This is a genomic window from Candidatus Enterococcus testudinis, assembly GCF_002140915.1.
In the GTDB taxonomy this organism is placed as follows: domain Bacteria; phylum Bacillota; class Bacilli; order Lactobacillales; family Enterococcaceae; genus Enterococcus_D; species Enterococcus_D testudinis.
In genome coordinates this window covers 513,975-535,263 of the sequence record NZ_NGKU01000001.1, presented here as the reverse complement: position 1 = coordinate 535,263, position 21,289 = coordinate 513,975, and the positions used below count along the sequence as shown (strand labels likewise).

Annotated in this window: 27 protein-coding genes; 2 read left to right on the top strand and 25 right to left on the bottom strand. The window is 39.0% G+C overall.

The window, feature by feature from the left end:
* Positions 1 to 433 precede the first annotated feature (433 nt).
* The 19 genes from A5886_RS02675 to A5886_RS02590 form a co-directional block, all read right to left on the bottom strand.
* Positions 434 to 1,510, bottom strand: a complete 1,077-nt coding sequence (locus A5886_RS02675) for a PDDEXK family nuclease (RefSeq protein WP_086273518.1) — start codon at positions 1,508 to 1,510, stop codon at positions 434 to 436.
* A 39-nt stretch (positions 1,511 to 1,549) separates the two neighbouring features.
* Positions 1,550 to 1,750 (bottom strand): hypothetical protein, encoded by a 201-nt coding sequence (locus tag A5886_RS02670; protein ID WP_086273517.1) that lies wholly within the window; start codon positions 1,748 to 1,750, stop codon positions 1,550 to 1,552.
* Positions 1,751 to 1,871: 121 nt separating this feature from the next.
* A complete protein-coding gene (locus tag A5886_RS02665; protein ID WP_086273516.1) occupies positions 1,872 to 4,253 on the bottom strand; it encodes a phage tail tape measure protein in 2,382 nt (793 codons plus the stop codon).
* Positions 4,237 to 4,611 carry a hypothetical protein gene (locus A5886_RS02660; protein ID WP_086273515.1) on the bottom strand — a complete coding sequence of 125 codons (375 nt, stop codon included), beginning with the start codon at positions 4,609 to 4,611 and terminating at the stop codon, positions 4,237 to 4,239. Before A5886_RS02660 ends, A5886_RS02665 begins: the two co-directional genes overlap by 17 nt.
* Positions 4,612 to 4,624: 13 nt before the next feature.
* The gene (locus A5886_RS02655; protein WP_256926121.1) at positions 4,625 to 4,984 is read right to left on the bottom strand and encodes a hypothetical protein; all 360 of its coding nucleotides are present in this window, start codon (positions 4,982 to 4,984) and stop codon (positions 4,625 to 4,627) included.
* A 126-nt stretch (positions 4,985 to 5,110) separates the two neighbouring features.
* Complete coding sequence (locus A5886_RS02650; RefSeq protein WP_086273514.1) at positions 5,111 to 5,740, bottom strand: hypothetical protein; 630 nt, start codon at positions 5,738 to 5,740, stop codon at positions 5,111 to 5,113.
* Positions 5,737 to 6,021, bottom strand: coding sequence for a hypothetical protein (locus tag A5886_RS02645; RefSeq protein WP_086273513.1), 285 nt, complete (start codon positions 6,019 to 6,021; stop codon positions 5,737 to 5,739). Before A5886_RS02645 ends, A5886_RS02650 begins: the two co-directional genes overlap by 4 nt.
* Positions 6,005 to 6,277 carry a hypothetical protein gene (locus tag A5886_RS02640; protein ID WP_010749674.1) on the bottom strand — a complete coding sequence of 91 codons (273 nt, stop codon included), beginning with the start codon at positions 6,275 to 6,277 and terminating at the stop codon, positions 6,005 to 6,007. Before A5886_RS02640 ends, A5886_RS02645 begins: the two co-directional genes overlap by 17 nt.
* Positions 6,278 to 6,299: 22 nt before the next feature.
* Positions 6,300 to 6,899 carry a hypothetical protein gene (locus A5886_RS02635; RefSeq protein WP_086273512.1) on the bottom strand — a complete coding sequence of 200 codons (600 nt, stop codon included), beginning with the start codon at positions 6,897 to 6,899 and terminating at the stop codon, positions 6,300 to 6,302.
* Positions 6,899 to 7,357, bottom strand: a complete 459-nt coding sequence (locus A5886_RS02630) for a hypothetical protein (RefSeq protein ID WP_086273511.1) — start codon at positions 7,355 to 7,357, stop codon at positions 6,899 to 6,901. Before A5886_RS02630 ends, A5886_RS02635 begins: the two co-directional genes overlap by 1 nt.
* A 290-nt stretch (positions 7,358 to 7,647) precedes the next feature.
* Positions 7,648 to 7,788 carry a hypothetical protein gene (locus A5886_RS15725; protein ID WP_086273510.1) on the bottom strand — a complete coding sequence of 47 codons (141 nt, stop codon included), beginning with the start codon at positions 7,786 to 7,788 and terminating at the stop codon, positions 7,648 to 7,650.
* A 12-nt stretch (positions 7,789 to 7,800) separates the two neighbouring features.
* On the bottom strand, positions 7,801 to 8,130 hold the full coding sequence (locus A5886_RS02620; RefSeq protein WP_086273509.1) for a hypothetical protein: 330 nt from the start codon (positions 8,128 to 8,130) through the stop codon (positions 7,801 to 7,803).
* 20 nt (positions 8,131 to 8,150) lie between these two features.
* Positions 8,151 to 8,420: a hypothetical protein gene (locus A5886_RS02615; protein ID WP_245791022.1), complete on the bottom strand. Its 270-nt coding sequence runs from the start codon at positions 8,418 to 8,420 to the stop codon at positions 8,151 to 8,153.
* A 290-nt stretch (positions 8,421 to 8,710) separates the two neighbouring features.
* A complete protein-coding gene (locus A5886_RS02610) occupies positions 8,711 to 10,114 on the bottom strand; it encodes a DNA primase family protein (protein WP_086273508.1) in 1,404 nt (467 codons plus the stop codon).
* Complete coding sequence (locus A5886_RS02605; RefSeq protein ID WP_086273507.1) at positions 10,111 to 11,016, bottom strand: primase alpha helix C-terminal domain-containing protein; 906 nt, start codon at positions 11,014 to 11,016, stop codon at positions 10,111 to 10,113. The genes A5886_RS02610 and A5886_RS02605 overlap by 4 nt, the downstream gene beginning before the upstream one ends.
* Complete coding sequence (locus A5886_RS02600) at positions 11,013 to 11,369, bottom strand: hypothetical protein (RefSeq protein ID WP_086273506.1); 357 nt, start codon at positions 11,367 to 11,369, stop codon at positions 11,013 to 11,015. The genes A5886_RS02605 and A5886_RS02600 overlap by 4 nt, the downstream gene beginning before the upstream one ends.
* The gene (locus tag A5886_RS15720) at positions 11,369 to 11,524 is read right to left on the bottom strand and encodes a hypothetical protein (protein WP_179189955.1); all 156 of its coding nucleotides are present in this window, start codon (positions 11,522 to 11,524) and stop codon (positions 11,369 to 11,371) included. The genes A5886_RS02600 and A5886_RS15720 overlap by 1 nt, the downstream gene beginning before the upstream one ends.
* 138 nt (positions 11,525 to 11,662) lie before the next feature.
* Positions 11,663 to 11,908 (bottom strand): hypothetical protein, encoded by a 246-nt coding sequence (locus A5886_RS02595; RefSeq protein ID WP_010776730.1) that lies wholly within the window; start codon positions 11,906 to 11,908, stop codon positions 11,663 to 11,665.
* Positions 11,909 to 11,982: 74 nt separating this feature from the next.
* Positions 11,983 to 12,255 carry a helix-turn-helix domain-containing protein gene (locus tag A5886_RS02590; protein ID WP_086273505.1) on the bottom strand — a complete coding sequence of 91 codons (273 nt, stop codon included), beginning with the start codon at positions 12,253 to 12,255 and terminating at the stop codon, positions 11,983 to 11,985.
* A gap of 154 nt (positions 12,256 to 12,409) precedes the next feature.
* On the opposite strand from A5886_RS02590, the gene A5886_RS02585 reads away from it, so the two are divergent.
* A complete protein-coding gene (locus A5886_RS02585; RefSeq protein ID WP_086273504.1) occupies positions 12,410 to 13,243 on the top strand; it encodes a helix-turn-helix domain-containing protein in 834 nt (277 codons plus the stop codon).
* Between the two features lie 41 nt (positions 13,244 to 13,284).
* Positions 13,285 to 14,436 carry a tyrosine-type recombinase/integrase gene (locus A5886_RS02580; protein WP_086273503.1) on the top strand — a complete coding sequence of 384 codons (1,152 nt, stop codon included), beginning with the start codon at positions 13,285 to 13,287 and terminating at the stop codon, positions 14,434 to 14,436.
* 96 nt (positions 14,437 to 14,532) lie between these two features.
* Here the strand turns inward: A5886_RS02580 and sufB are convergent, their stop codons facing one another.
* The 6 genes from sufB to A5886_RS02550 form a co-directional block, all read right to left on the bottom strand.
* Positions 14,533 to 15,924, bottom strand: coding sequence for a Fe-S cluster assembly protein SufB (sufB, locus tag A5886_RS02575; protein ID WP_086273502.1), 1,392 nt, complete (start codon positions 15,922 to 15,924; stop codon positions 14,533 to 14,535).
* A gap of 40 nt (positions 15,925 to 15,964) precedes the next feature.
* On the bottom strand, positions 15,965 to 16,468 hold the full coding sequence (sufU, locus tag A5886_RS02570) for a Fe-S cluster assembly sulfur transfer protein SufU (RefSeq protein ID WP_086273501.1): 504 nt from the start codon (positions 16,466 to 16,468) through the stop codon (positions 15,965 to 15,967).
* Complete coding sequence (locus A5886_RS02565; protein WP_086273500.1) at positions 16,446 to 17,690, bottom strand: cysteine desulfurase; 1,245 nt, start codon at positions 17,688 to 17,690, stop codon at positions 16,446 to 16,448. The genes sufU and A5886_RS02565 overlap by 23 nt, the downstream gene beginning before the upstream one ends.
* A complete protein-coding gene (gene sufD, locus A5886_RS02560) occupies positions 17,687 to 18,979 on the bottom strand; it encodes a Fe-S cluster assembly protein SufD (protein ID WP_086273499.1) in 1,293 nt (430 codons plus the stop codon). Before sufD ends, A5886_RS02565 begins: the two co-directional genes overlap by 4 nt.
* A 13-nt stretch (positions 18,980 to 18,992) precedes the next feature.
* A complete protein-coding gene (gene sufC / locus A5886_RS02555) occupies positions 18,993 to 19,766 on the bottom strand; it encodes a Fe-S cluster assembly ATPase SufC (RefSeq protein ID WP_086273498.1) in 774 nt (257 codons plus the stop codon).
* Positions 19,767 to 19,998: 232 nt separating this feature from the next.
* Positions 19,999 to 21,258, bottom strand: coding sequence for a serine hydrolase domain-containing protein (locus A5886_RS02550; RefSeq protein WP_086273497.1), 1,260 nt, complete (start codon positions 21,256 to 21,258; stop codon positions 19,999 to 20,001).
* Between the last annotated feature and the right edge of the window lie 31 nt (positions 21,259 to 21,289).

Here is a 21,289-nt window from a genome sequence, read left to right as displayed (position 1 = left end):
GAGCTAAAGCCTATGTTGTGTTATAGACTTTAGCTTATATTATTCAAAAAATAATTACTCTCTTATTGAATAGAGTTATTAGATTTATTTCTCAAAAAATAAATCTAGCAGGAGACAACAAATATGAATATACAAAGAACCAAAGCAATTGCTCTGTTTAGTAGCTCTACAACATTTAGTGTTGGTGAGCTCATTTCTTTTAACTAAAAAGCGCATGAAATGAACGGTTTTTCGTCATTTCATACGCTTTTTGGTTAGGGACTTATGTCACAACCCCTTTAAATTTATTACCCCACTGACCCTTCCATTTAACGATTTTCTATCTTAATACGCACAAATGCTGTTATATCAACAAAAAAACTCTAAAAGTTATCTTCTAAAATCCATATATTCACAACTATTTTTACAAATAGATAGTTTTTAGATAGCTTTTTTAGCTGGGGGCAATCAATTGTTTTATAAATCTTTTAGTTAACGGATCGTAATAATTGACTTTAATTAACTTAACTCCGTTATCATTGCAAATTTTTTCTTTCTTCTTATCGTTGGCACGTTGAATATTGAAACTACTTTCACCACCAAAGAAGTTTACAGGCTCAAAATGCTGCTTTCCTTGATATTCAAAACCTAATTTTAATCTAGGAATATAGACATCGATTTCTAAGTACGATAGCCATTCCGACCTATAGTGGAAAATAACTTCTTCTTCTGGAAATATTTCTTTGATAAGTGTATACATTTTAGTTTCGCTTATCCATTTCTCCCCGATTTTATGGTATCCATAATTTTCCCTAACTTCATTTTCTACTTCTCTCAAGCCCTCATTATCACACCATGGATTTATTCCTTTCTCGTAAGCTCTGCTATATACGTACCACCCATAATCTTGTAAAAATCTAGAACCATACATTCGGTTACAAAAACTTCTAATAGATGAACTACCATTGCAAGTAAAACAAAGATTTTTTTTGAATTTCCCGTCAAAAAAATTCTCTTTTCTATCAGATATTTCATAATCTTTACACACAAAATCAGGGAAATTTAGTCTCATATTATCAAATAATCTCATGCTTTCCATAACGGCATTTTTTTGGCAATCACAAAAATAATATGCTGAAGTATCTTTTTTATCCATAAAAACAAAAAAACAAGCCCACCAATCGTAGAAAACATATTTCATGGGAAGATTATCCTCAATTGTAAAATCCGACGACGGTAAGAAAGCATAGTTATTTCTTACATAAGATTCCAACTCTCTAAAATATATTTTATATCTAAAAGGGATCTCTTTTCCAAATATTGTAATTCTGACATCTTTCCATTTTACTAACGTATCATATAACATTTCTATTTCTTGATAGTTTTTCCAAAAATCATCGAAATCAATTATCTCGAAATAGATATATTTTCCTAGTTGTTCTTGAAAATTCGGCATCATTCTAAAAGTCTGTTCTATTTTATTAAAATGCCTGCTTTTTCTTTTTTTTACACTCATAGAAATTAAAGTCATAATTAACTCCGTTTTTTTGACTAGACTTTTTACACTAATTCACTTAAACAAATCCCAAAAACTAAATGTAGTTTTCTTATAAATTTTGTTCTTTACCGATTTGGTAGGTGATTTAACAAACCCCATCCCTTTTTTGCCGTACAATGGATTGACAGACTTTTTCACTGCTCTTTTTGCTTTCCCTGTAGTCCTTGCGGAAATTGATTTCTTTATGCTTGGTTTTCTCATGCCAATCTTCATAAAAATCCCTCCTTGTACTTCTTTACTTTCTCAATTACATAATACATCTTTACACATACGAAATTCAAACTTTATTTGCAACAAAAAAAGGCACCCAGCCGATAAGCTAGGTGCCTTGTATTTATCCTCCTATTCCGCCAAGCGCTTGTTTGCTGGCTCTAGATATATTCCTATTCAATTTATTCAGTTCACTTGGGTTATTCGCATCGACATGGCCAAAGTGATTATGTTGCTCAACGGTGATATTGCCTTTGTATTTTCCACTAATTCCCTCACGTTTCTCAGCATCTGATAGTGGCGTAACAGTTGTCTTACCGTTTTTGTTCGTAAGCAATTCTGGTCCAGCTTCACCAACGATCGCTTGGCCATTTAATACATGACCGCCTTTCGCTAGATAAGGTAATTCTCCAATACTGAAGGTTTTACCACCAACACCAGGTACCCATTTAGGAACCTTGATTTTATTCAGCCCTCGAATAAATCCGTTGATCAGTCCGATCATGTTGTTTAGTGGCATTTTCGCAATCGCAACAATTCCATCGAAGATACCACCAAAAATGTTTACAACGCCATTCCAAGCTTTTCCCCAATCCCCTGTGAAAACTCCAGTGATAAAATCAATAAAACCAGTGAATATGCGTTTCCCAGCTTCGAATACGTTGGAAATATTTGTCCAAATCCCTTCGAATACTCCACTAATGTATCCCCCAATAAATTTGAATACCTCAACTGCGACATCCGATATACCTTGAAACGCTGCGTTCACACCGTTCCTAAACCATTCTACGTTGTTATAAGCATGAACCAAGCCTGTTATAAGCAAGGCAATACCAGCGACAACTAATGTAAAAGCTCCGCCAGAAAGGCTCAACATTTCAGCACCTTTCATCCATACGCCAAAGAATCCACTAGCCGCTGAAGCTATTTTCGTGATAGATCCAGCGATAGTTCCAAAGGCAATCAATGTAGGACCAACAACTGCAGCTATACCCGCAATAGTCATAATAGTTTTCTTTGTATCTTCATCTAAACCTCTAAACCATTGTGCTGCTTCTTTGACTGCATCTGCCACCCTACTAATTGTTGGTGCCAGCTCCTCACCGACATCTTTAGCCGCCATCATCAACTCATTCATGGCTGATTGATACGTGACAGATTTTTCCACACCGTCAGACAATTCTTTTGCTGCACCGTTTGCGTTTTCGTAAGCTTCCTTGTTAGCTTCAAGCGCTCCATTAGCTTGACCCATTGCCTCTACAACTTTTATGCCAGCGTCTTCACCTTGAGAGCCAAATAGTGCAGCGATCGCTGTAGCTTTTTCTTGGTCGCTGTTTAGATTACTGATTTCACCAGCTAATAGTTGGAACGCATCTTTTGAAGAAAGATTTCCGTCTTGAATCTGTTTATACAGATTAACAAAATTACCACCAAGACTTTCAACTGCTGTCTGTACATCTCCACCAACTAATCGATTGCCAAACTCTTTTACTAGGTCATTCACCTTATCAAGGTTGTATGCGCCCGAATCTAGTCCTGTTTCTAAGATTGCAAACATGTCTTCTGCTGAATACCCAGCATCTTTGAAGTTAGTCGCATACTCGGCCAGATTATCTCCTAGTTCATCAGTCTTATCCAGACCATTCTGTCCAGCTTTTGCGATTAAATCAATTGCTTCTTCGCTTGATAAACCAAATTGCTCCATTAAACCATTCACACCACGCATAGTTTCAGTCATATCGGAATCTAAGGTTGTTTGAATAGCCAAAAACTTCTTGGTCATATCAGTGATAGTCTCAGCGCTCGCATTGCGTAAATCTGGAAACTGATTCGCCAATTCCATTACTGCTGTTTTTGATTCGTCAATGCTTGTAACCATGCCAGAAGTAAAAACATCTTCAATCGATTGGTTCAAGCTTTCCGCTTCTTTCTTTGTTAGACCAAAAGCCGCTTGTACTTGGGATTGTGCGGTAGATAGATCGCTATACATTTTTGCGCCAGCCGTTGCGATACCTACAACTGGTGCAGTAAATGCAGCGCTCAATCCTTTGCCGGCGGTTTTTATTTTCTCGCCAGCTTTTTCAATTTTTTCTAGTTTCTCGGCAGTCGTTAATGCCTTATCTCCTTGCGCATCCAATGCATCATTAGTGCTTTCTAATGCCTTACGAAGATTATTTTCGCTAGTTTCAGACTTTAATAACATCTCGTATAACTTTCTAGTCTTTTCCGAATTCTCGCCTGTTTCCTCAGCGGCTTTTTTGTACTCTTCTCGCAAACCTTCCGTTTTAGCAGTTGAAATATCGAGTTGTTTTTCAAGTTTTTGTTTAGCTGCTGCTAACTTTTCGGTAGCACTCGCATTCTTGTCCATAGCAGATACTTGATTTTGATATTCAAGTTTTGCCAGCTTCATATCATTATTGATCTCTTTGATCGTCTTTGAATAAGCAACTTCACCATTCATCCTAAAATTGAGGACTACATCAGATTCTTTAGTATTTTTTGCCATGGTTCAAATTCATCTCCTGTCTCCTAATCAGAACAAAATCATTTTGCTTTACTTTCATTTCCTGTATTAGTTTATCGTATTTATCTGCATCAACTTTTATACTTATTTGAAGCTCACTGATTAAAAATTTACAAATTTCCATCCTTTTAGAAAGCAATGAACAATAGCTATTAATATACTTTCGATTAGAAATTTTGTTTTTCTGAATCAATCTTATCTCTCGTTCGATTGGTTTTAATTTCCGAAGCAACTCTTTATAATTTAAAATTGAATCAAAAGAGTTTCCCAAGTCTGTTTTTAATGTGTGTTGATACCAAATGTTATCCGCCTTATCCCGCAAATATTCTAATCTATCCATTTTTTTCCCCCGATCATTCTCTTTTTGATAGAAAGTTCATAAATTCATCCATATCAGGATCGCCTTGTCTTCCACGGTCGTTTTCAATTACCAATCTAAGCAATTCTTTAACTGCGGCAGTATATCTATTGATCATCGTGTTATATGTCTTGACTGAAGCCGATTCTTTGTAAAATTCTTGGCTGCCATTCTTGAAAAGTTCAATAGACCCATTTTTATTGATATCTTCTTCAAGTTCTGACAAAGTAACATTCATAAATGAAACTCGCTCAATCAAACCTTTGACTACTTCAGCGCTACTACTGGGTACTCCGTCCATCAATGTTGTTAGTCTTTCTTTCTCAGCCGCTATTCTTGCTTCTTTCTTTTTCAATGTTTGCCCCCCTCCCGTGTATGGTCCTGTGTGTTTTTCGGAGTTCCATCCCCGATTCCTAACCAATTTATTTTTTATAAAAATAACGGGGGGGATAAATCAATCCCACACCGTTAATCATTTAATTTATTTTTTAATTTCAAATTTATTATTTGGCATGCCATTCAGTCTAATGATTTCATCTAAGTAGTTACTCACTAATCGTTTAACATTATGGAAATAAGAACCCAAGGCTGAGGAGTAACCATATCCTCCTTTATAGTATTCTCGTTGAACTCTCTCCAATATGTTTTTGTTCTTAATGCCCAACACATCTATAAGTTGTTTCATTGAGCTGTTATGCGATTTGATTAACTGACCACTTAATTGAAGCAGTCTAGTGGTTTCTGTTCCCAATAAAACAGTTACTTCAGCGAATCCCTTATTGTCAAATAGTTCTTTTGTTTCAGATAACAGCGCTGCTTCTTTTCGGTTTGTTTCATTTCTCAACTGATTGATATAATTCAGATAGATACTATCGGCAATCTCTGCACGCTCTTGATACGCCTCGGCAATAACCTTCTCAAGATCTTCAATATCCTTATTCGCTTCTTTGTTAGCCTTGAATGTTTCTAGACTATACTTACCTTTTGCTGAAGCATTCTTCTCTCTCTTTTCAACCAGACTATCTAACTCTTTCTCCAACTCATTGATATTGATATCGATCTCTTTTAATTCTTTTACCTCTGGTGTGGTTACTGTGTACTCTACTGTCATGCTTGATTCGCTCCTTTGATTTTTTCTTTGAGTTTACTTACAACTGTTTTCTTAGGTTCTTTGATTTGTGTTACTCGTTCTTTCTTATATTGAGCCAACAACTCTCTGCGGCGCTCGATGGCAATTTCATTTGTACTGTCTTCCTCGATCAACTTATTTAATTCGAATAACGATAGCTTTTTAATTTCATCTGGGTTTTCTTCCAGCTCTTGCTTCATTTGTTGTTCTTCAAGGTATTTCTCCCATTCTCTATAGCTAAAGAAATCATCTTCTGTTTTCATTTGCCAACTCCTCTACTTTCTTACGAGTACCAGGATCTAACCCGTTTGTATTCTTTGCTACCAAGGTGAGCATTGCTTTGCGTTTAAACTCAGCGGTACAAATGCCTTTAAGCAAAACCAACTTCTTCTTATCAGATAACAGTCCATCCCGATCCTCATTTAGAGCATTCTCCACTTGTTCAGGACTTAACCCTGTGACTTCACACAAATGCTTCTGTTTGATTTTGCGTGTCTTCATAATCTCTACAATAGTCATTTACACTTTCCTTTCTGCTTAATCAGTCAAACCATATATCAATAAATTTTATATACTCGTCTCGAGGTTCCATTTTCTTTAATCGAAGGTACATCTTTAGCTGGCGACCCTGTGTAGAGTCCTGTTTGAATCTTTTCGCTTTGGACCTATCTTGCGTGAAGATATAAGAATCTGGATCCGCACGCTTTCCCTCGATAATTTGATAATCCTTCAAATAAATAGTCCCAACGCCTAGAATGTATTCCTCAAGTTCGTCAGCATCAATTTCAATAAACTCTTTTCTCAACCGATTGAGAATAGCCTGTAATTTCGCCTCTGACTTGCTCCTGATTTTTCGATATTCAAGAACAGATATTCCTCTTCGGTCAGCCAATACCTTATCTGTTATAGGTATATAAGTTCGATAACCGTTATGCATATAACTAAAGTTGGCACCTTGTTCAGTTTCGTAATACTTCTCAGAAAGAATTAAAACATCTTCTTTTGGCAGCTCTTTTAAAGCAGTAAATAGCAAACGAGCATATCCTGCTGTATTCCCTTCTTTTAAATGATTTCTATTTACCACAAAGGCCTTCCATTGAGTGAGTATCCATTTTGGGCGAATGTCATAATCATAAACCACTATCCAAACACCTCCGCCATTAGTGCAATATTCGAAAACAAATCGTCTGTTAATTCAACCTTTTCTTGCGGAACTTCCCATTCATATCTGAACGCCATAGCTGTTTCTATCTCGTATATTTCATCGAGTGCTTTCTGTTTCAAAGATAGGCTTTCAACCCCTTTTAAAAGGCTCTCACGTTCAGTTACAGGCAATTCATCTAAGAAGTGCATAAAATGCTTGTGCCTAAATTTCCACCGCTCTATCCGCTTGTCAATGAGCATACACGCTTCTACGTTATCTGCTACTAAATAATCAATCTTGGGAGCTTTTGCATGGATAGCAATTTCATCATAGGCAATTCCTGTGCATAGGCTTTGACAATAAAGTTCTTGCCTGATTAATCGTTTTTCTTGTTCCAGCTTTCTGATATAAGCCTCTATGTTCAAATAGCGGTTTAAATTGTATTCACTATCCATGCTTCCCTCCTAAAAAACAGTATTCTATTATGTTGCGGTTTTGATCGTTGGTCTAGCTTGGGATTGTCATCATCTAGGACGGCTTTTTCAGCAACCGCAGTATAAAGTTTTCAAAGGACAACTAATAATAAAAAACGGACACGAGACGTCTGCCATATTACTGGCTTTTTTCGTCTCATATCCGTTGGTTCTTCCTAATCAGACATTATTATTTAGTTGTCTTTATTATACCATATTTGAGCGATAAAATCTTTATAAAACGTTGATATATCAGCTTTTAACACACTTTTTCATTCTAATTTATTTGTTGTTTTCGTCTCATATCTGACTACTTGACCATCTTTTACGATCAGGATAACTTCGCCATATTCTGGTAGTGTAAGTTCTACCGTTTTCGTTGGTTTGTTAACGTATACTTTGTCTGTGTTCATCGTTCCATCTCCTTAGTTAGCAATTTTTATTGTTTCTTGCCAGTTTTTTAGATCTGCTTGTTCGATATTCGTGATTGTTTGTTCCATACTCTTAAATTGGTTTCTAAACGCTTTAAGGCCAATAGTCCGTTCAGCTTCATTAGTAGCAATGAACATGCCGCCTTCATATCCTCTGACAGAAACAATAGGCACTCCTTTTGCTCGCAGCATTTGAATAACTGCTTTTACGTCTCGTTCGTCCAGATCAATAATAGAGCATATATCAGGCACTTTAATTTTCCTTTCAAACCCTCTCGGAATTAATTCAAGTACCGATTGTTCAATAATCGTAAGTTCTTCCATTACATGCCTCCGCTCATTTTTTATTTTTCCTCAAACATTGGATAGTCATTTGGATAGAGATTATGACTTTTGAAATCCAAATCATTTCTTGTGGCCAGCTTGATAATATAACCAGTTTTTTTAAACGGTGAGTGTGGGTTAGTGCAATGCGCCACCCTCATTCCATCTTTCTTTCCGTGAAAATGCCATTTCGAACAATACGGACACCAAACTGCATATTGTGATCCTGTATCATAAGCGATTAAAATTGGGTATTTTCTTTCATTTTTATTGGTTTTCAGTGTTTTCACTCCTATCTTCTTTGCGTGTGTATTCCTTAGATAAATATAGCCGAACCGTCCGAACCGTTAGTACAAAACCCTGATTTATCAACATTTCCACTGCTGTTTATTATCGAACCACTAAGTACCTAAACCGAACCATACCGAACCATTAAGTACCTATTCATTTGTTCGAAAATTCTGGTTCGGGTTGGTTCGATTTTTTTTTTGGTTGGTTCGACTTCAGAACACTGCTATACCAACGTTTTCCAAAACAGGTTCGGATGGTTCGGTATTTTTCACTTCTTCCAGACACACACTCAGTCTTCGATCGAAATATATTGCTTCAAAAACAAATGAATGTAACGTTTCATTCGCTGATTTTCTACTCTTGGGTTCTTTTTATAAATCCCTATTTTTTCAAGTTGCTTAGTAAACTTCGGTTGAGATAGTTCTTTGAGGTTTTCCCTGAAACAAAAATTTCTATATTCTTCGTATATCATTTTAGAAGAATCTCCCTCACTTGATTCCATGTCAACCTCGCACACTTCTTCAATGAACCTCATGATATGATTCGATTCTTTCAACCATTTATCTTTCGCTTGATTCATCTTGTCTGATACAGTCAGTTCTTTGCGGTCTAGCGCTTCTTTAAACATACTTATGCAATAGGTGGCGAATAGTGGAATCTCTTTCTCAATGGCCTTCAAGTCGTGCTTAGTTTTAAAGCTTTCGTCTATCACGCAATCAAAAGGAACTACATATAAGCGCCTCTCAAAGCCGTGTGTGAAGTCATTAAACGCTGGCAACTCATTGGCTGAAAATATCAACTTCGCAAAATTCACAAACATAAAGTGATCTTTTCCTTTAAACTCAGCAGATAAACGATCCCCACCAGTTAGGGCTTTGAGTAATCCTGTTGACTTGAGAAACTCGGAATCAACATCCGCAAATAGATTGGCTTCTTTCTGAAATAGGTTGGCACCAGCAAAACGATTCTGTTTGTTCCCTAATTCTTGAAGCGTCATATTGCTGGTATTGTCCTTTCCGATGACTTTTGTTAGAAAATCTAAGAAAGTGGATTTACCATTCTCGCCGCTCCCTTGCAAAATCGTTATGGTTTGAAAAGGTGCATAACTTCGATAGAAACAGTATCCTATGATTTCCATTAAATGCTGTGCGCTTTTTTCATCACCAGTCAAATCTCGCAGCCATTCGATTGCCTTCTCTGGCTTCAAATTTGATTTCGGATCTACAACATAATCATGACTTTGAAGAATATAGTCTTTAGTATCGTGCGGTTTCAATTCGGCAGTTTTAATGTTGTAAGTTCCATTTTTAAAATTGGCCAGATACGGCTTGCTATTGTTAAAGGGATTTTCTTTCATAGTCGGGTCAAAAATCTTAATCATGATAAACTTTTTTGTTTCGCCTAGTTTTTGCTGGCTCCACTTATTGAAAGATTCCAATTTGTCAGTGATATAACCGTCTAAAAAGTCGCTTAAACTATCAATTCGCCATGATCCTGTTTTTTTATCAAACCTCGCACCGTAGAGCAAACCATTTGTTCGGATCATTGGTATCTCGTTCATAATTTCATAACCTAACTTAGAAGCATTTACTTTAGTGTTTCCTTTTTCATCTGTGTAAATCCAATAAGGCAGTTTCTTTTCTTCGCCAATCTTCTTTTTTTGTAATTCTTGTAACTCAATAATTTCACTCAATTGGCTCCCAACTCCTTTTTCGCTATCGAATAGAATGTTTCCTCCACTTCTTTTTCGGATAGTGGTTCTGTAAAATATTGATTGGCGACTTTAACTAATTCGAATACTGCCTTTACATCTACTGCTCTTGCCAACAACCCCCCTGTGATTTGTGCAATGCGATTATTGCGATTTCCCTCTTCACATCCGCACACAATGCTTTCGAAAAGTTCAGTAGTTGTATTCCTATATCTTGACCCGCCTTTTTTGAATTGGCTTGTGTTTTTGTACAATTTTCTTGAAGTTACGCCTCCTGTGTCTTGCTTGTAGTCTTTCAGCCAACGTTTTGCGGCATCTAAGCCATCAGATATAGGAAATAATTTTTCTCCGCCATGGACAATAATTTGTTCTTGCTTAGAATATTGTGTCAACACTGGTAGTAACTGTATTTGCGACCAAGTGAGGTTTGATTGATCCGCATTGTGGATAATGCCATCCAGTATTTTATTTGAAAAAAAGTAAATCAGTAGCTTGTACTCTTGTTCATTCACTGGTTTATCCAGTGGAATTACTAACCGATAGCGTACGCCTTTTAACCCATGACTAACACTTGGATAAAGAACATAAGCAAACTTGGCTAGTTTTTGTTTGATGGCAGCTATCAAATCAATTTCAGATACGGTCACATCATCTAAATCTAAAATTAGGCAATCTCGATTGATTAAATTTTCATTTTTTCGTATCAAGGCCTTCATTTCACCAGCTATGAACCCATCAATTACAATCGTTTTTAATTTCTTCTGTTCTTCAGGATTATCAGAAACATTAACTTTAATCGGTGTATATTCTGAAAAGAATTGAATAATGCTTTTATCAATTGGTGGTTCCATGATGGATGGTCGGACTTTTCCTATATAAATCATTGCGTCACTTCCCCATATAGTTCTTTTAACAACGCATCCCTTACAAAAACTTGCCCTTTGCCTTTGTTGTGGTAAAAGACCCAAATATTGTAAAGCTTAGCACTAGCGCAAGCATGGTCCATATTTTTTTTATATTTATCAATTAGCGCTTGTTTTAAATCATGGACTTCTTTATCAAGTAATTTTTTTTCGGCGTTTTCTGCTAAAATATATAAAACTTGCTGAAGGTTATCGCAACTTTTTCCAAACCACACACGTCCTTTTTGCGTGTTCACTTCTTCAATAGCTTGCTGAATATCTTCCAAACTAAAAGAATCTAATGTTTTAAGTACATCCGATTTTAAATTATCCATTATTCCATGCCTCCAAATTTGTTTTTATAATCGTATTCATCAAATTCGATTACAAGTGCTGCAACGATCGGTAGCGCAATGAGTGCCTTCACCATCGAAGGAAGTGCTGACACAGTGACACATAGCGCAATGATTAATTTTAATTTTCTGTTCATTTTTCTTTATCTCCAATCCAATTATTGATATAATAGAGAAAAGAAATAATAGGGAATATCCTATCGTGTAGCCATTTGCTGAACTCGCCAAAGTTCTTTACAGCAAAGGCTTTTTTCCTTTTCTCCATCCATAGTTTTTTACTCCACTTCTTTTAAACTTGGAAACTGACTTTCTAGCCATGGGATCATGACCGCTAAATTTTTTCTTGCTTGTTCTTCGGTTAAATTAGCTATTTGATTTTGAAGAACAATTAGATCAGCGTAAAGTCGTGCATTCTCTTTTTCAGCTTCTTTACACTCTTTCAAAATACTTTCTGCTTCTTCTACAATTTCACGTACAGAAAAATTCTTGTACTTCTTAGGTATCCAAACTAATTTCAGCATTTCTATCCTCCTTTAAAAATCCTATTGCGACTACCATTTGACTAACCTACCTTCTTTTTGCCCCCAGCAACTAATTAAATTTCAAATTGTGCCATCCATTCATCTACTCTTTTTCGATTGCAACGCTTCGTCTGATTAATGGTAGAAACTGGAAAATCCAATTCTTTAATAAATTTAGATAAGTTGGATCGTGATACTTGTAAATAATCACAAGTCGTCTCCAAGTCCATCCACTCACCATAATTCCGTTTCTCAACTTCACGCTGCATTGTTTCCGCCCATACACGACTAGCAACTTCCGTTAGTTGTTGCTCGATAGTCGGGCTTAAATCTACTTCTAGCTTCATTAACATTTACTCCTTCTTTTGAACATTTAGTTTACACATATAATTTTATATTGTAAACTATACATACATAGTAAAACAGAAACGAATACCTGTCAACTATATATTCTATTTTTAGAAAAAAACTGCAATGTAGACATTCAGAAAGGGGAAAATAATGCTCTATTTCAAACTAGATAAAATAATGGATAAAAGAAAATTAAGTATTAATAAAGTTTCTTCAGAAACGAAAATTTCCAGACCAGCTCTTACCGCTATGTATAATAATGAATCTAGAGGTGTACAGTTTGAAACTCTTGAGAAACTGATGGAATATTTCAAAGTACCTTTAGAAGAGTTAATAGGCGACAAAATTAATAAAAATTTGTTTATATTTAAAACTATCACTTCAAAGGAAAACTTAGTCAAAGCAGAAAATGGGGAGCTCGAATCTAGAGATGATGGTTTTGTCGAGGTGAAGCCTTCTCAAACTTTGCCCTACGATGCAGTTTTGATGGAAAATGAAAAAATAGGGGATAAGTTTAGCTTCGTTGTGTACCCAATTGATAATTTAGGACAATCTTCTCCCCTGCTTTTTAAACAGGAGAAAAGAATAACAACTTTATTGATTGCATTTTATAGAGCTGATGAGAATGGGAAAAAAGTTGAAATTAGCGACATAAATACTTTCCTAGGTAATCTGAATACAGAAGCTGCAATCACTTTAGCGCAAAATATATTCAATTCTTGGTTCTCAATATACAGACTATTGAAAAAGGAATCTGAAATTGCATTCTCAGATTTTTTACTTTTCGATATTGGGCTCATGGGAAGAAAAACTAGGATTCCTTTAATTGCTAAAGTTGAAAAGAAAAACAAAGGATTCGGTATATTATTGAATTTTGATACTTTTAAAAAAGAATCTAAAATTCAAGGAAACGATAAATATTCTTCTTCATTAGAATTCAAAGAGATACCAGGCGACATGCAAATACCAAAAATAGAAAACTAACCTCCACCACTTGCCCCCAGCAGTACCAGGAGGGAATAATATTGGCAAAATTTGAACAATACAAAGATAAAAACAATAAAAGAAAATGGTTATTCAGTGGATATGTTGCTACTGATCCTATTACAGAAAAAAAGATTGTCACCACTCGTAAGGGTTTTGACACCAAAGCAGAAGCAAGTCTTGAGTTTGATAAATTGAAAGCAAGCATTCTAAAAGGTTCTAAAAAGAAACGTACAATCACATTCCAAGAGCTGTATGACGATTGGTTGGAACAACACCGAAAAAGCGTTAAATCTTCTACAGTCGCCACCAATAGACGGTTTATTGAAGGTCATGTATTGCCAAAATTCGGCAAGTTAACACTAGACCAAATAACCGTTTCTTTTTGTCAAAAATGTGTGAACGAATGGCACGACAAATACAAGCAATATCACTATATAAGACGTGCTACTGCTCAGGTCATGAATTATGGCGTATCCATGGAATTAATGGAAAGTAACCCCATGAAAAAGACGATTCTTCCACGCAAAAAAGAAGAGGAAAAGAAACCTAACTTTTATAGTAAAGATGAATTACACGAGTTTATGACATTCGTTAAAACACTTGATAACTATAAATACTATGCGTTCTTCCGTTTGCTTGCTATTACTGGCATGCGTAAATCAGAAGCGTTAGGGCTGTATATTAAAGACTTGAACATATTCAACAAAACACTAACAATCGGTAAAACAATAGCCATTGATGAATACGATCAAGTTGTTTTACAGACCCCCAAAACAAAAAATTCATACCGCACCATCAGCTTAGATGATGAAACGATACGAATTTTACAAAAATGGTTCAGTATTCAAAAAGAAGATTATTTTAAACTTGGGTTTAATACTTCAAAGGCAAAGCAGCTCATGTTTAGTAATATGAGTAATGATTTATATTATCCGCAAGTGGTAAACGATTGGCTTGATTGGATTTATGACAAAGCAGAAAAAGAAGGCTTAACTCTAAAAAGAATAAGTCCTCATGGTTTCCGCCATACTGCTTGTTCGCTTATGTTTGAATCTGGCGCAACGATTAATGAGGTTCAGAAGCGCTTAGGTCATAAGGATGTAAAAGCCACAATGAATATTTACGCTCATGTTTCACCACAACAAGCAGAAAACACCAGTCAGAAGTTAGCAAACTATTTAGGTTTCTGACAAATAGATAGTTTTTCGGATAGTATTTATGAGATTGAAGGCAAATAAAAAGCCAAGAACGCTATAATATCAACGTTCTTAGCCTATAGTTAGGTTTTAACCTACACTGCCTTCCATCTCATAACTAATCAACCGATTCAACTCAACCGCATATTCCATCGGCAGTTCTTTCGTAAATGGTTCGACGAAGCCCATGACGATCATTTCGGTTGCTTCTCCTTCTGTTAAGCCGCGGCTCATCAGATAGTAGAGTTGTTCTTCTGAGATTTTGGAGACTTTGGCTTCGTGTTCTAAGGACACTTGGCTGTTGTGGATTTCATTAAATGGAATCGTATCGGATTTCGATAGGTCATCCATGATGATGGTGTCACATTCGATATGCGAGATGGAGCCTGCGCTCTTCTTGCCGAAGGTGACTTGTCCGCGATAGTTCACTGCGCCGCCGTCTTTTGAAATTGATTTTGAGACGATCGAGCTAGATGTATTGGGTGCGTTGTGGATCATTTTGGCACCGGTATCTTGGACTTGGTTGGCGCCTGCAAAGGCGATTGACAACATCGTGCCGCGGGCACCTTTGCCGTCTAAGTAGACACTTGGGTATTTCATAGTGGTTTTGGCACCTAGGTTGCCATCGATCCATTCTACGGTTGCGCCTTCTAATGCTTTCGCGCGTTTGGTGACAAGGTTGTAGACATTGTCTGACCAGTTTTGGATCGTGGTGTAGCGGCAGTAGGCATCTTTCAAGGTAAAGATTTCTACGATGGCCGCATGTAGACTATTGGTTGAATACGTTGGAGCGGTACAGCCTTCCACATAATGGACGCTGGCGCCTTCGTCTACAACGATCAAGGTCCGCTCGAATTGACCTGTGTTTTCGGCATTGATCCGGAAATAGGTTTGCAATGGCACATCGACCCGTACACCTTTTGGTACATAGATAAAGGTACCGCCAGACCATACGGCTGAGTTCAACGCTGCCAATTTATTATCGGTTGGCGGCACAAGTTTAGAAAAGTATTGTTTGAAGATTTCAGGATATTCTTTCAATGCGGAATCCGTATCGGTAAAGATGATACCCAATTTCTCAAACTCTTCTTTCATGTTGTGATAAACCACCTCTGATTCGTATTGCGCAGAAGCACCGGCTAGATAAGCACGCTCAGCTTCAGGAATCCCGATCCGTTCGAAGGTTTCTTTGATTTTATCTGGTACGTCATCCCAATCCCGGGCGGGACGATCACTTGATTTTTGGTAGTATTTGATGGCATCGAAGTCGATGTCAGATAGATCTGGTCCCCAGTTTTGCATGGGCATCTTGTTGAATGCTTCTAATGATTTCAAACGGAAATCCAGCATCCATTCAGGTTCTTCTTTGACCCGTGAGATTTCACGAACGATGTCTTCAGTCAAGCCTTTCCCAGTACTAAATACTGGTTGTACGTCATCGTGGAAGCCAAATTTATATTCTTCTAATTCAGGTACACCCATGATTCTCACTCCTTTGATTTGTGACTAGGTGATTATTTGTCTATTGGTCTAGTGATTGGCTCGTGTCATTGGTGTCATTGGGATGGTGCAGTTGACCGGCAGTTGCTTGGCCTTGGTCATCTTTGATGGCTTTTTCCAATGCTTTCCATGCCAAGGTCGCACATTTGATTCGTGCAGGAAATTTGGCTACGCCGCCTAACATGGATGCATCGCCGAGGCGGTCGCTTGTTGCGACTTCTTGCCCTTGCACCAGTGCAGAGAACAGTTGTGACAACTCTCCGGCTTCGGTCAGTGTCTTGCCAATGACCGCATCACCCATCATGGATGCACTGGCCGTGCTGATGGAGCAGCCTTCACCTGTGAAGGCGAGATCTTTGATGGTTTCTCCTTCAACCGCCAGCTCCAAATGGATCACGTCGCCGCAGGTTGGGTTGTTCAATTCGACTTTATACGTAGATGCTCCTAGCGTTCCTCGATGATGGGGATGACTGGAATGATCTAGAATGACTTGTCGATATAAATTATCTAATCGTGTCAGTGCCATGTTGAAAAAACTCCTTCGTTAGCTTGATGGCGTCAACCAAGCGATCGGCGTCCTCTCTTGTATTATACAGGTAAAAGCTCGCCCGTGCAGTCGCCGGCACTTGCAAGTACTGCAAGAGGGGCTGCGCACAGTGGTGCCCCGCTCTTACGGCGATGCCTTCCATGTCTAAAGCAGTTGCGACATCATGGGGATGGATGCCGTCGATATTGAAGGCAATCACACCCGTACGTTTGGCGGCTTCTTGTGGACCGTAAATCGTCAATCCATCAATGGCTTGCAATTTGGGCAACGCATAAGAAACAATATCCGCTTCGTGCTGATGGATCTCATCTAAGCCGATTTCTTGCAAATAATCCACCGCAGCACCTAAACCAATCGCGCCGGCGATATTCGGTGTGCCTGCTTCAAATTTCCAAGGCAACTCTTTCCATGTGCTTTCTTGCAAGTGGACAAAATCAATCATTTCGCCACCAAACTCGACAGGCTCCATCTTTTCAAGCCATGTCCGTTTGCCGTATAAGACACCGGTCCCGGTCGGCCCACACATTTTGTGTCCAGAAAAGGCATAGAAATCGCAATCCAATGCTTGGACATCAACAGACATATGCGGCACCGCTTGGGCACCATCCACTACCATCACTGCTTGGTTGGCATGTGCCAAAGCGGTTAGTTCAGCGATTGGGTTGATCACACCTAAGACATTCGACACGTGGGCAATCGAAACAATCGCTGTTTTTTCGGTGATTTGTTTTTTGGCATCTGCCATATCCAATGTACCTTCTGGCGTCAATTGAATATATTTTAAAGTCGCCTGTTTGCGTTTGGCCAATTGTTGCCAGGGGATGATGTTAGAGTGATGTTCCATATAGGAAATCACGATTTCATCGCCTTCATGCACAAATTGATCCCCGAAACTACGGGCGATCCAATTCAAACCGGTAGTTGTTCCTCTCGTAAAAAGGACTTCTGCCGTTTTTTTGGCGTGGATAAATTGGCGGACTTTTTCTCTGGCTGCTTCATAAGACTGTGTGGCCCGTTCTGCTAAGGTATGCACCCCGCGGTGGACATTGGCATTGTCTTGATGATAATAAGCGGCCACTGCGTCTAAAACGACCTCTGGTTTTTGTGTGGTTGCCGCATTGTCTAGATAAACCAACGGTTCATCGTTGACGATTTGATCCAAGATGGGAAACGCGTGTTTCACTTTATGGCTATCGATCATGCAAGCAACTTCCCTTCAATAACGTCCACCAATTCTTGTTGGACTTCTTTGACTGGAATGGCTGTCAAAACAGACCCTAGGAAACCGCGGATCACCAAACGTTCCGCATCTTCTTTACGCAAGCCACGGCTCATCAAATAGTACATTTCTTCTGGGTCGACCCGGCCAACACTGGCAGCATGACCAGCTGTGACTTCATGCTCATCGATCAAAAGAATCGGATTGGCATCGCCGCGGGCTTGGTCAGACAGCATCAAGACACGACTTTCTTGTTGTGCATCGGCACCTTTCGCCCCTTTTAGGATGTGGCCGATTCCGTTGAAGGTCAAGACTCCTCGTTCACGAATGACCCCATGTTGCAAGATATGCCCGATAGAATGCGGTGCTTTATTGGTCACACGGGTATCGATTCCTTGGGTTTGACGGCCAGCACTGATGGCCACGGCTTTAACTTCAGAGTGGGCGCCTTCGCCGACTAGATCAGAATCAAAGTCTGCTACGACATCGCCATCATTCATCACGCCAATCGCCCAATCTACCATCGCATCCCGTAAGACATAGCCACGACGATTCATGTAGGTGGTGATATTGACACCTAATTGATCGATCGCTGAAAACTTGACTTTCGCCCCTGCTTTAGCGATGACTTCTACAACGATATTGCCTGATATTTTTTTGGCTTGATCGCCCTTGGTTTGGAAACGTTCCAAGTAGCTGAACTCGCTATGCTCATCAGCGACAATCAAAACATGTTTGAAGAAATGCGCTTGGCTGTTGCCATTATGATAGAAAATAGCCTCCAATGGTTCTTCAATGACCACATTCTTCGGTACATAGAGGAACAATCCGCTGTTCATAAAAGCAGCATGAGCGGCCGTCATTTTGTCTTCGTCGACTGCGACGGCTTTCGACATATAGTATTGGTTGACCAATTCAGGTACTTCTTGCATCGCAGTAAATAAATCGGTGAAGATGACCCCTTGATCTGCCAAATGCTGCGGCAATTGTTCAAACACCGTTGTTTGATCGTACTGAACGACCGTTGGATGGCTGTTCATTGCATCAAAGGCGGGCACAGCATTTAACGCTTCTGCTGCTTCGCCTGCAAGTGTTGCTTCATCGATATTAAATAATGGCCAACGTTCATAACGGACGCGCTCGATTTTTGGAAATGGCAGCTCATCGACTTTTGCCAATGCTGCTTGACGCATCTCCAACATCCATTCTGGTTCTTCTTTCAATGCAGAAAAAACGTTGACTTGTTCAAGATAATCATGTAATTTTGCCATTTACCTTGCCCCCTTACGCTTCTTCTTCTTTGTAGTCGATCCCTAGTTCTTTACTGATTCCTGCATAGCCTTCTGCTTCTAAACGTTTCGCTAAATCAGCAGAACCTGTCATCACAACACGGCCTTCCATCATGATATGCACCACATCAGGGGTGATATAATTCAACAAACGTTGGTAATGGGTAATGATCAACGCACCAAAACCTTCGCCGCGCATTTCATTGACCCCTTTCGCCACAACTTTCAAGGCATCGATATCTAATCCCGAATCGATCTCATCCAAAATGGCAAAAGTTGGTTCTAACATCAACAATTGCAAAATTTCATTCCGTTTCTTTTCACCGCCAGAGAAGCCTTCGTTCAAATAGCGTTCTGCCATTTCTTCCGGCATGTTCAAGAGATCCATTTTTTGGTCTAATTTTTTCAAGAAATCCATGACAGATATTTTGTCATCTTCCTCACGTTTGGCATTGATGGCTGCCCGCATGAATTCAGCATTGGTGATACCTGGAATTTCACTTGGATATTGCATCGCTAAGAATAAGCCAAGACGTGCCCGTTCATCTACTTCCATCTCAAGCACATTTTCACCGTCGAATAAAATTTCGCCTTCGGTTACTTCATAGTTGGGGTTTCCCATGATGGCAGCAGATAAAGTAGATTTCCCTGTTCCATTTGGTCCCATGATGGCATGGATTTCTCCGGTTTTCAGTACTAAGTCAACGCCTTTTAAAATCTTTTTGTCTTCGATTTGAACATGTAGATTTTTGATTTCTAAAACTGACATTCTATTCCCTCCATTATCTTTTCTTTCTCACTATTCTAGACTAGTTGAGAATGAACTTCAAACGCTATTCTCGTCTTTGATCAATTTATTCTAATCCTTACATTAGAATTATTATAAACTATTGCCCATAAATTTGAAAGCCTCGGATTTGATCCCACAGATCCACAAATAAATAAAAAAACATGCGTGATATAGAAAATTTTCTATATCACGCATGTTTTTTGCGTATTTCTTAAAAGGCTGTTTCGACACCTGTCACCATGTGATAGAGGGTGTCCATAAGTTGGGCGTCAGATTTGCGGCCACGGTTGGATAGTAAAATCACACTTGATTGATTGTCTTTACTAAACAAACCATATGACTCAAATCCCCCTTTGCCGCCATGGGCACGGATATAATTTCCTTTGTCATAGAAGCCTGCAGCATACGTACTGCCAGAAACGGGGGTCCATAATTGTGTCAACTGCTCCTTGTTCAGTAGTTTTTCATGGAGCAAACAATCGAAATAATGGTATAGATCCCCCACAGACATATAGACATTGCCCGTACCAATCTCTGAAGCAAGCGTTGCGTAACTCAGGGTATTTTCCTGCGCATAAGGATCCGCTTCACCCTCTGTTTTATAATTGGCTGTGGGTAGCTTTTCTTGCAGATACGTTGTGAAGAGTTGTGTTTGGCTGAATCCTTGCTGCTGGATAAAGTAATCCGAAAACAAGGAGGCATAGCTCTGACCCGTGACTTTGGTCAAGATGCCTGCCAAAAGATTGTAATTGATGGGGCTATAATGAAAAACCCCTTGGCTTTGGTCCATTGCGGTATGGGCCACATCCCAGGTCAGGACATCCGTTTCTGTGCTAAGATCGCTAGGATTCTCAGTCAATTTCAATCCTGAAGCCATTTGCAGCATCTGTTGCAGCGTAATATTGTCGGCATTGGGTATATCAGGATAATACTTCGCCAATGTGTCAGACAAGGCTAATTGTCCTGCTGCCGCAGCGCGCATGACCAATACACCGGTCATGCCTTTTTGGATAGAACCGATATTGAATAAGGTGTCTGGTTGATTGCGCACATCTTTTTCTTTGTTTGCATAGCCATAGCCTTTATGAAGAATGATCTGCCCCGCTTTGACGATCAACGCACTTCCAATAAAGCCACTGTCTTGTAATACCTGATCTAAGTCCTCCCCTTCATCGGTGACGGTGGTTTGGTTGCTTGTCAAATAACGATCCTCTGCAGCCGAATGATTGCTTTTTTCGACCGTACTTTCGGTGGTGCTTTCATTGGCTTCTTCGCTGGTGCTTTGACGGATGCTTTCAGTCGTGGGTTGTGCCTCGCTTGGTGTACTTGCCGACATGTTGCTGACTTTCGACGCAAGGCTGGGCACTAAAAATAAGTATACCAGCATCGCCACGCCGCCGATGATCACTGTGATATCAAGTACGATCAAGCATTTTGATAGGCGTGATGGTTGTTTCCTGTGCTTAGCCATTGGTACGCAACTGCCTCCGTTCCCTAGACCT

Excerpts from the sequence above, each read along its gene's own strand:
- A5886_RS02675 (WP_086273518.1), bottom strand. The coding sequence starts at position 1,510 with ATGACTTTAATTTCTATGAGTGTAAAAAAAAGAAAAAGCAGGCATTTT.
- A5886_RS02605 (WP_086273507.1), bottom strand. The coding sequence starts at position 11,016 with ATGATTTATATAGGAAAAGTCCGACCATCCATCATGGAACCACCAATT.
- A5886_RS02670 (WP_086273517.1), bottom strand. The coding sequence starts at position 1,750 with ATGAAGATTGGCATGAGAAAACCAAGCATAAAGAAATCAATTTCCGCA.
- A5886_RS02645 (WP_086273513.1), bottom strand. The coding sequence starts at position 6,021 with ATGAAAACAGAAGATGATTTCTTTAGCTATAGAGAATGGGAGAAATAC.
- A5886_RS02600 (WP_086273506.1), bottom strand. The coding sequence starts at position 11,369 with ATGGATAATTTAAAATCGGATGTACTTAAAACATTAGATTCTTTTAGT.
- A5886_RS02650 (WP_086273514.1), bottom strand. The coding sequence starts at position 5,740 with ATGACAGTAGAGTACACAGTAACCACACCAGAGGTAAAAGAATTAAAA.
- A5886_RS02565 (WP_086273500.1), bottom strand. The coding sequence starts at position 17,690 with ATGATCGATAGCCATAAAGTGAAACACGCGTTTCCCATCTTGGATCAA.
- A5886_RS15720 (WP_179189955.1), bottom strand. The coding sequence starts at position 11,524 with ATGAACAGAAAATTAAAATTAATCATTGCGCTATGTGTCACTGTGTCA.
- sufU (WP_086273501.1), bottom strand. The coding sequence starts at position 16,468 with ATGGCACTGACACGATTAGATAATTTATATCGACAAGTCATTCTAGAT.
- A5886_RS02630 (WP_086273511.1), bottom strand. The coding sequence starts at position 7,357 with ATGGATAGTGAATACAATTTAAACCGCTATTTGAACATAGAGGCTTAT.
- A5886_RS02665 (WP_086273516.1), bottom strand. The coding sequence starts at position 4,253 with ATGGCAAAAAATACTAAAGAATCTGATGTAGTCCTCAATTTTAGGATG.
- sufC (WP_086273498.1), bottom strand. The coding sequence starts at position 19,766 with ATGTCAGTTTTAGAAATCAAAAATCTACATGTTCAAATCGAAGACAAA.
- A5886_RS02590 (WP_086273505.1), bottom strand. The coding sequence starts at position 12,255 with ATGAAGCTAGAAGTAGATTTAAGCCCGACTATCGAGCAACAACTAACG.
- A5886_RS15725 (WP_086273510.1), bottom strand. The coding sequence starts at position 7,788 with ATGAACACAGACAAAGTATACGTTAACAAACCAACGAAAACGGTAGAA.
- A5886_RS02640 (WP_010749674.1), bottom strand. The coding sequence starts at position 6,277 with ATGACTATTGTAGAGATTATGAAGACACGCAAAATCAAACAGAAGCAT.
- sufB (WP_086273502.1), bottom strand. The coding sequence starts at position 15,924 with ATGGGTGTACCTGAATTAGAAGAATATAAATTTGGCTTCCACGATGAC.
- A5886_RS02660 (WP_086273515.1), bottom strand. The coding sequence starts at position 4,611 with ATGGATAGATTAGAATATTTGCGGGATAAGGCGGATAACATTTGGTAT.
- A5886_RS02595 (WP_010776730.1), bottom strand. The coding sequence starts at position 11,908 with ATGCTGAAATTAGTTTGGATACCTAAGAAGTACAAGAATTTTTCTGTA.
- A5886_RS02585 (WP_086273504.1), top strand. The coding sequence starts at position 12,410 with ATGCTCTATTTCAAACTAGATAAAATAATGGATAAAAGAAAATTAAGT.
- A5886_RS02620 (WP_086273509.1), bottom strand. The coding sequence starts at position 8,130 with ATGGAAGAACTTACGATTATTGAACAATCGGTACTTGAATTAATTCCG.
- A5886_RS02550 (WP_086273497.1), bottom strand. The coding sequence starts at position 21,258 with ATGGCTAAGCACAGGAAACAACCATCACGCCTATCAAAATGCTTGATC.
- sufD (WP_086273499.1), bottom strand. The coding sequence starts at position 18,979 with ATGGCAAAATTACATGATTATCTTGAACAAGTCAACGTTTTTTCTGCA.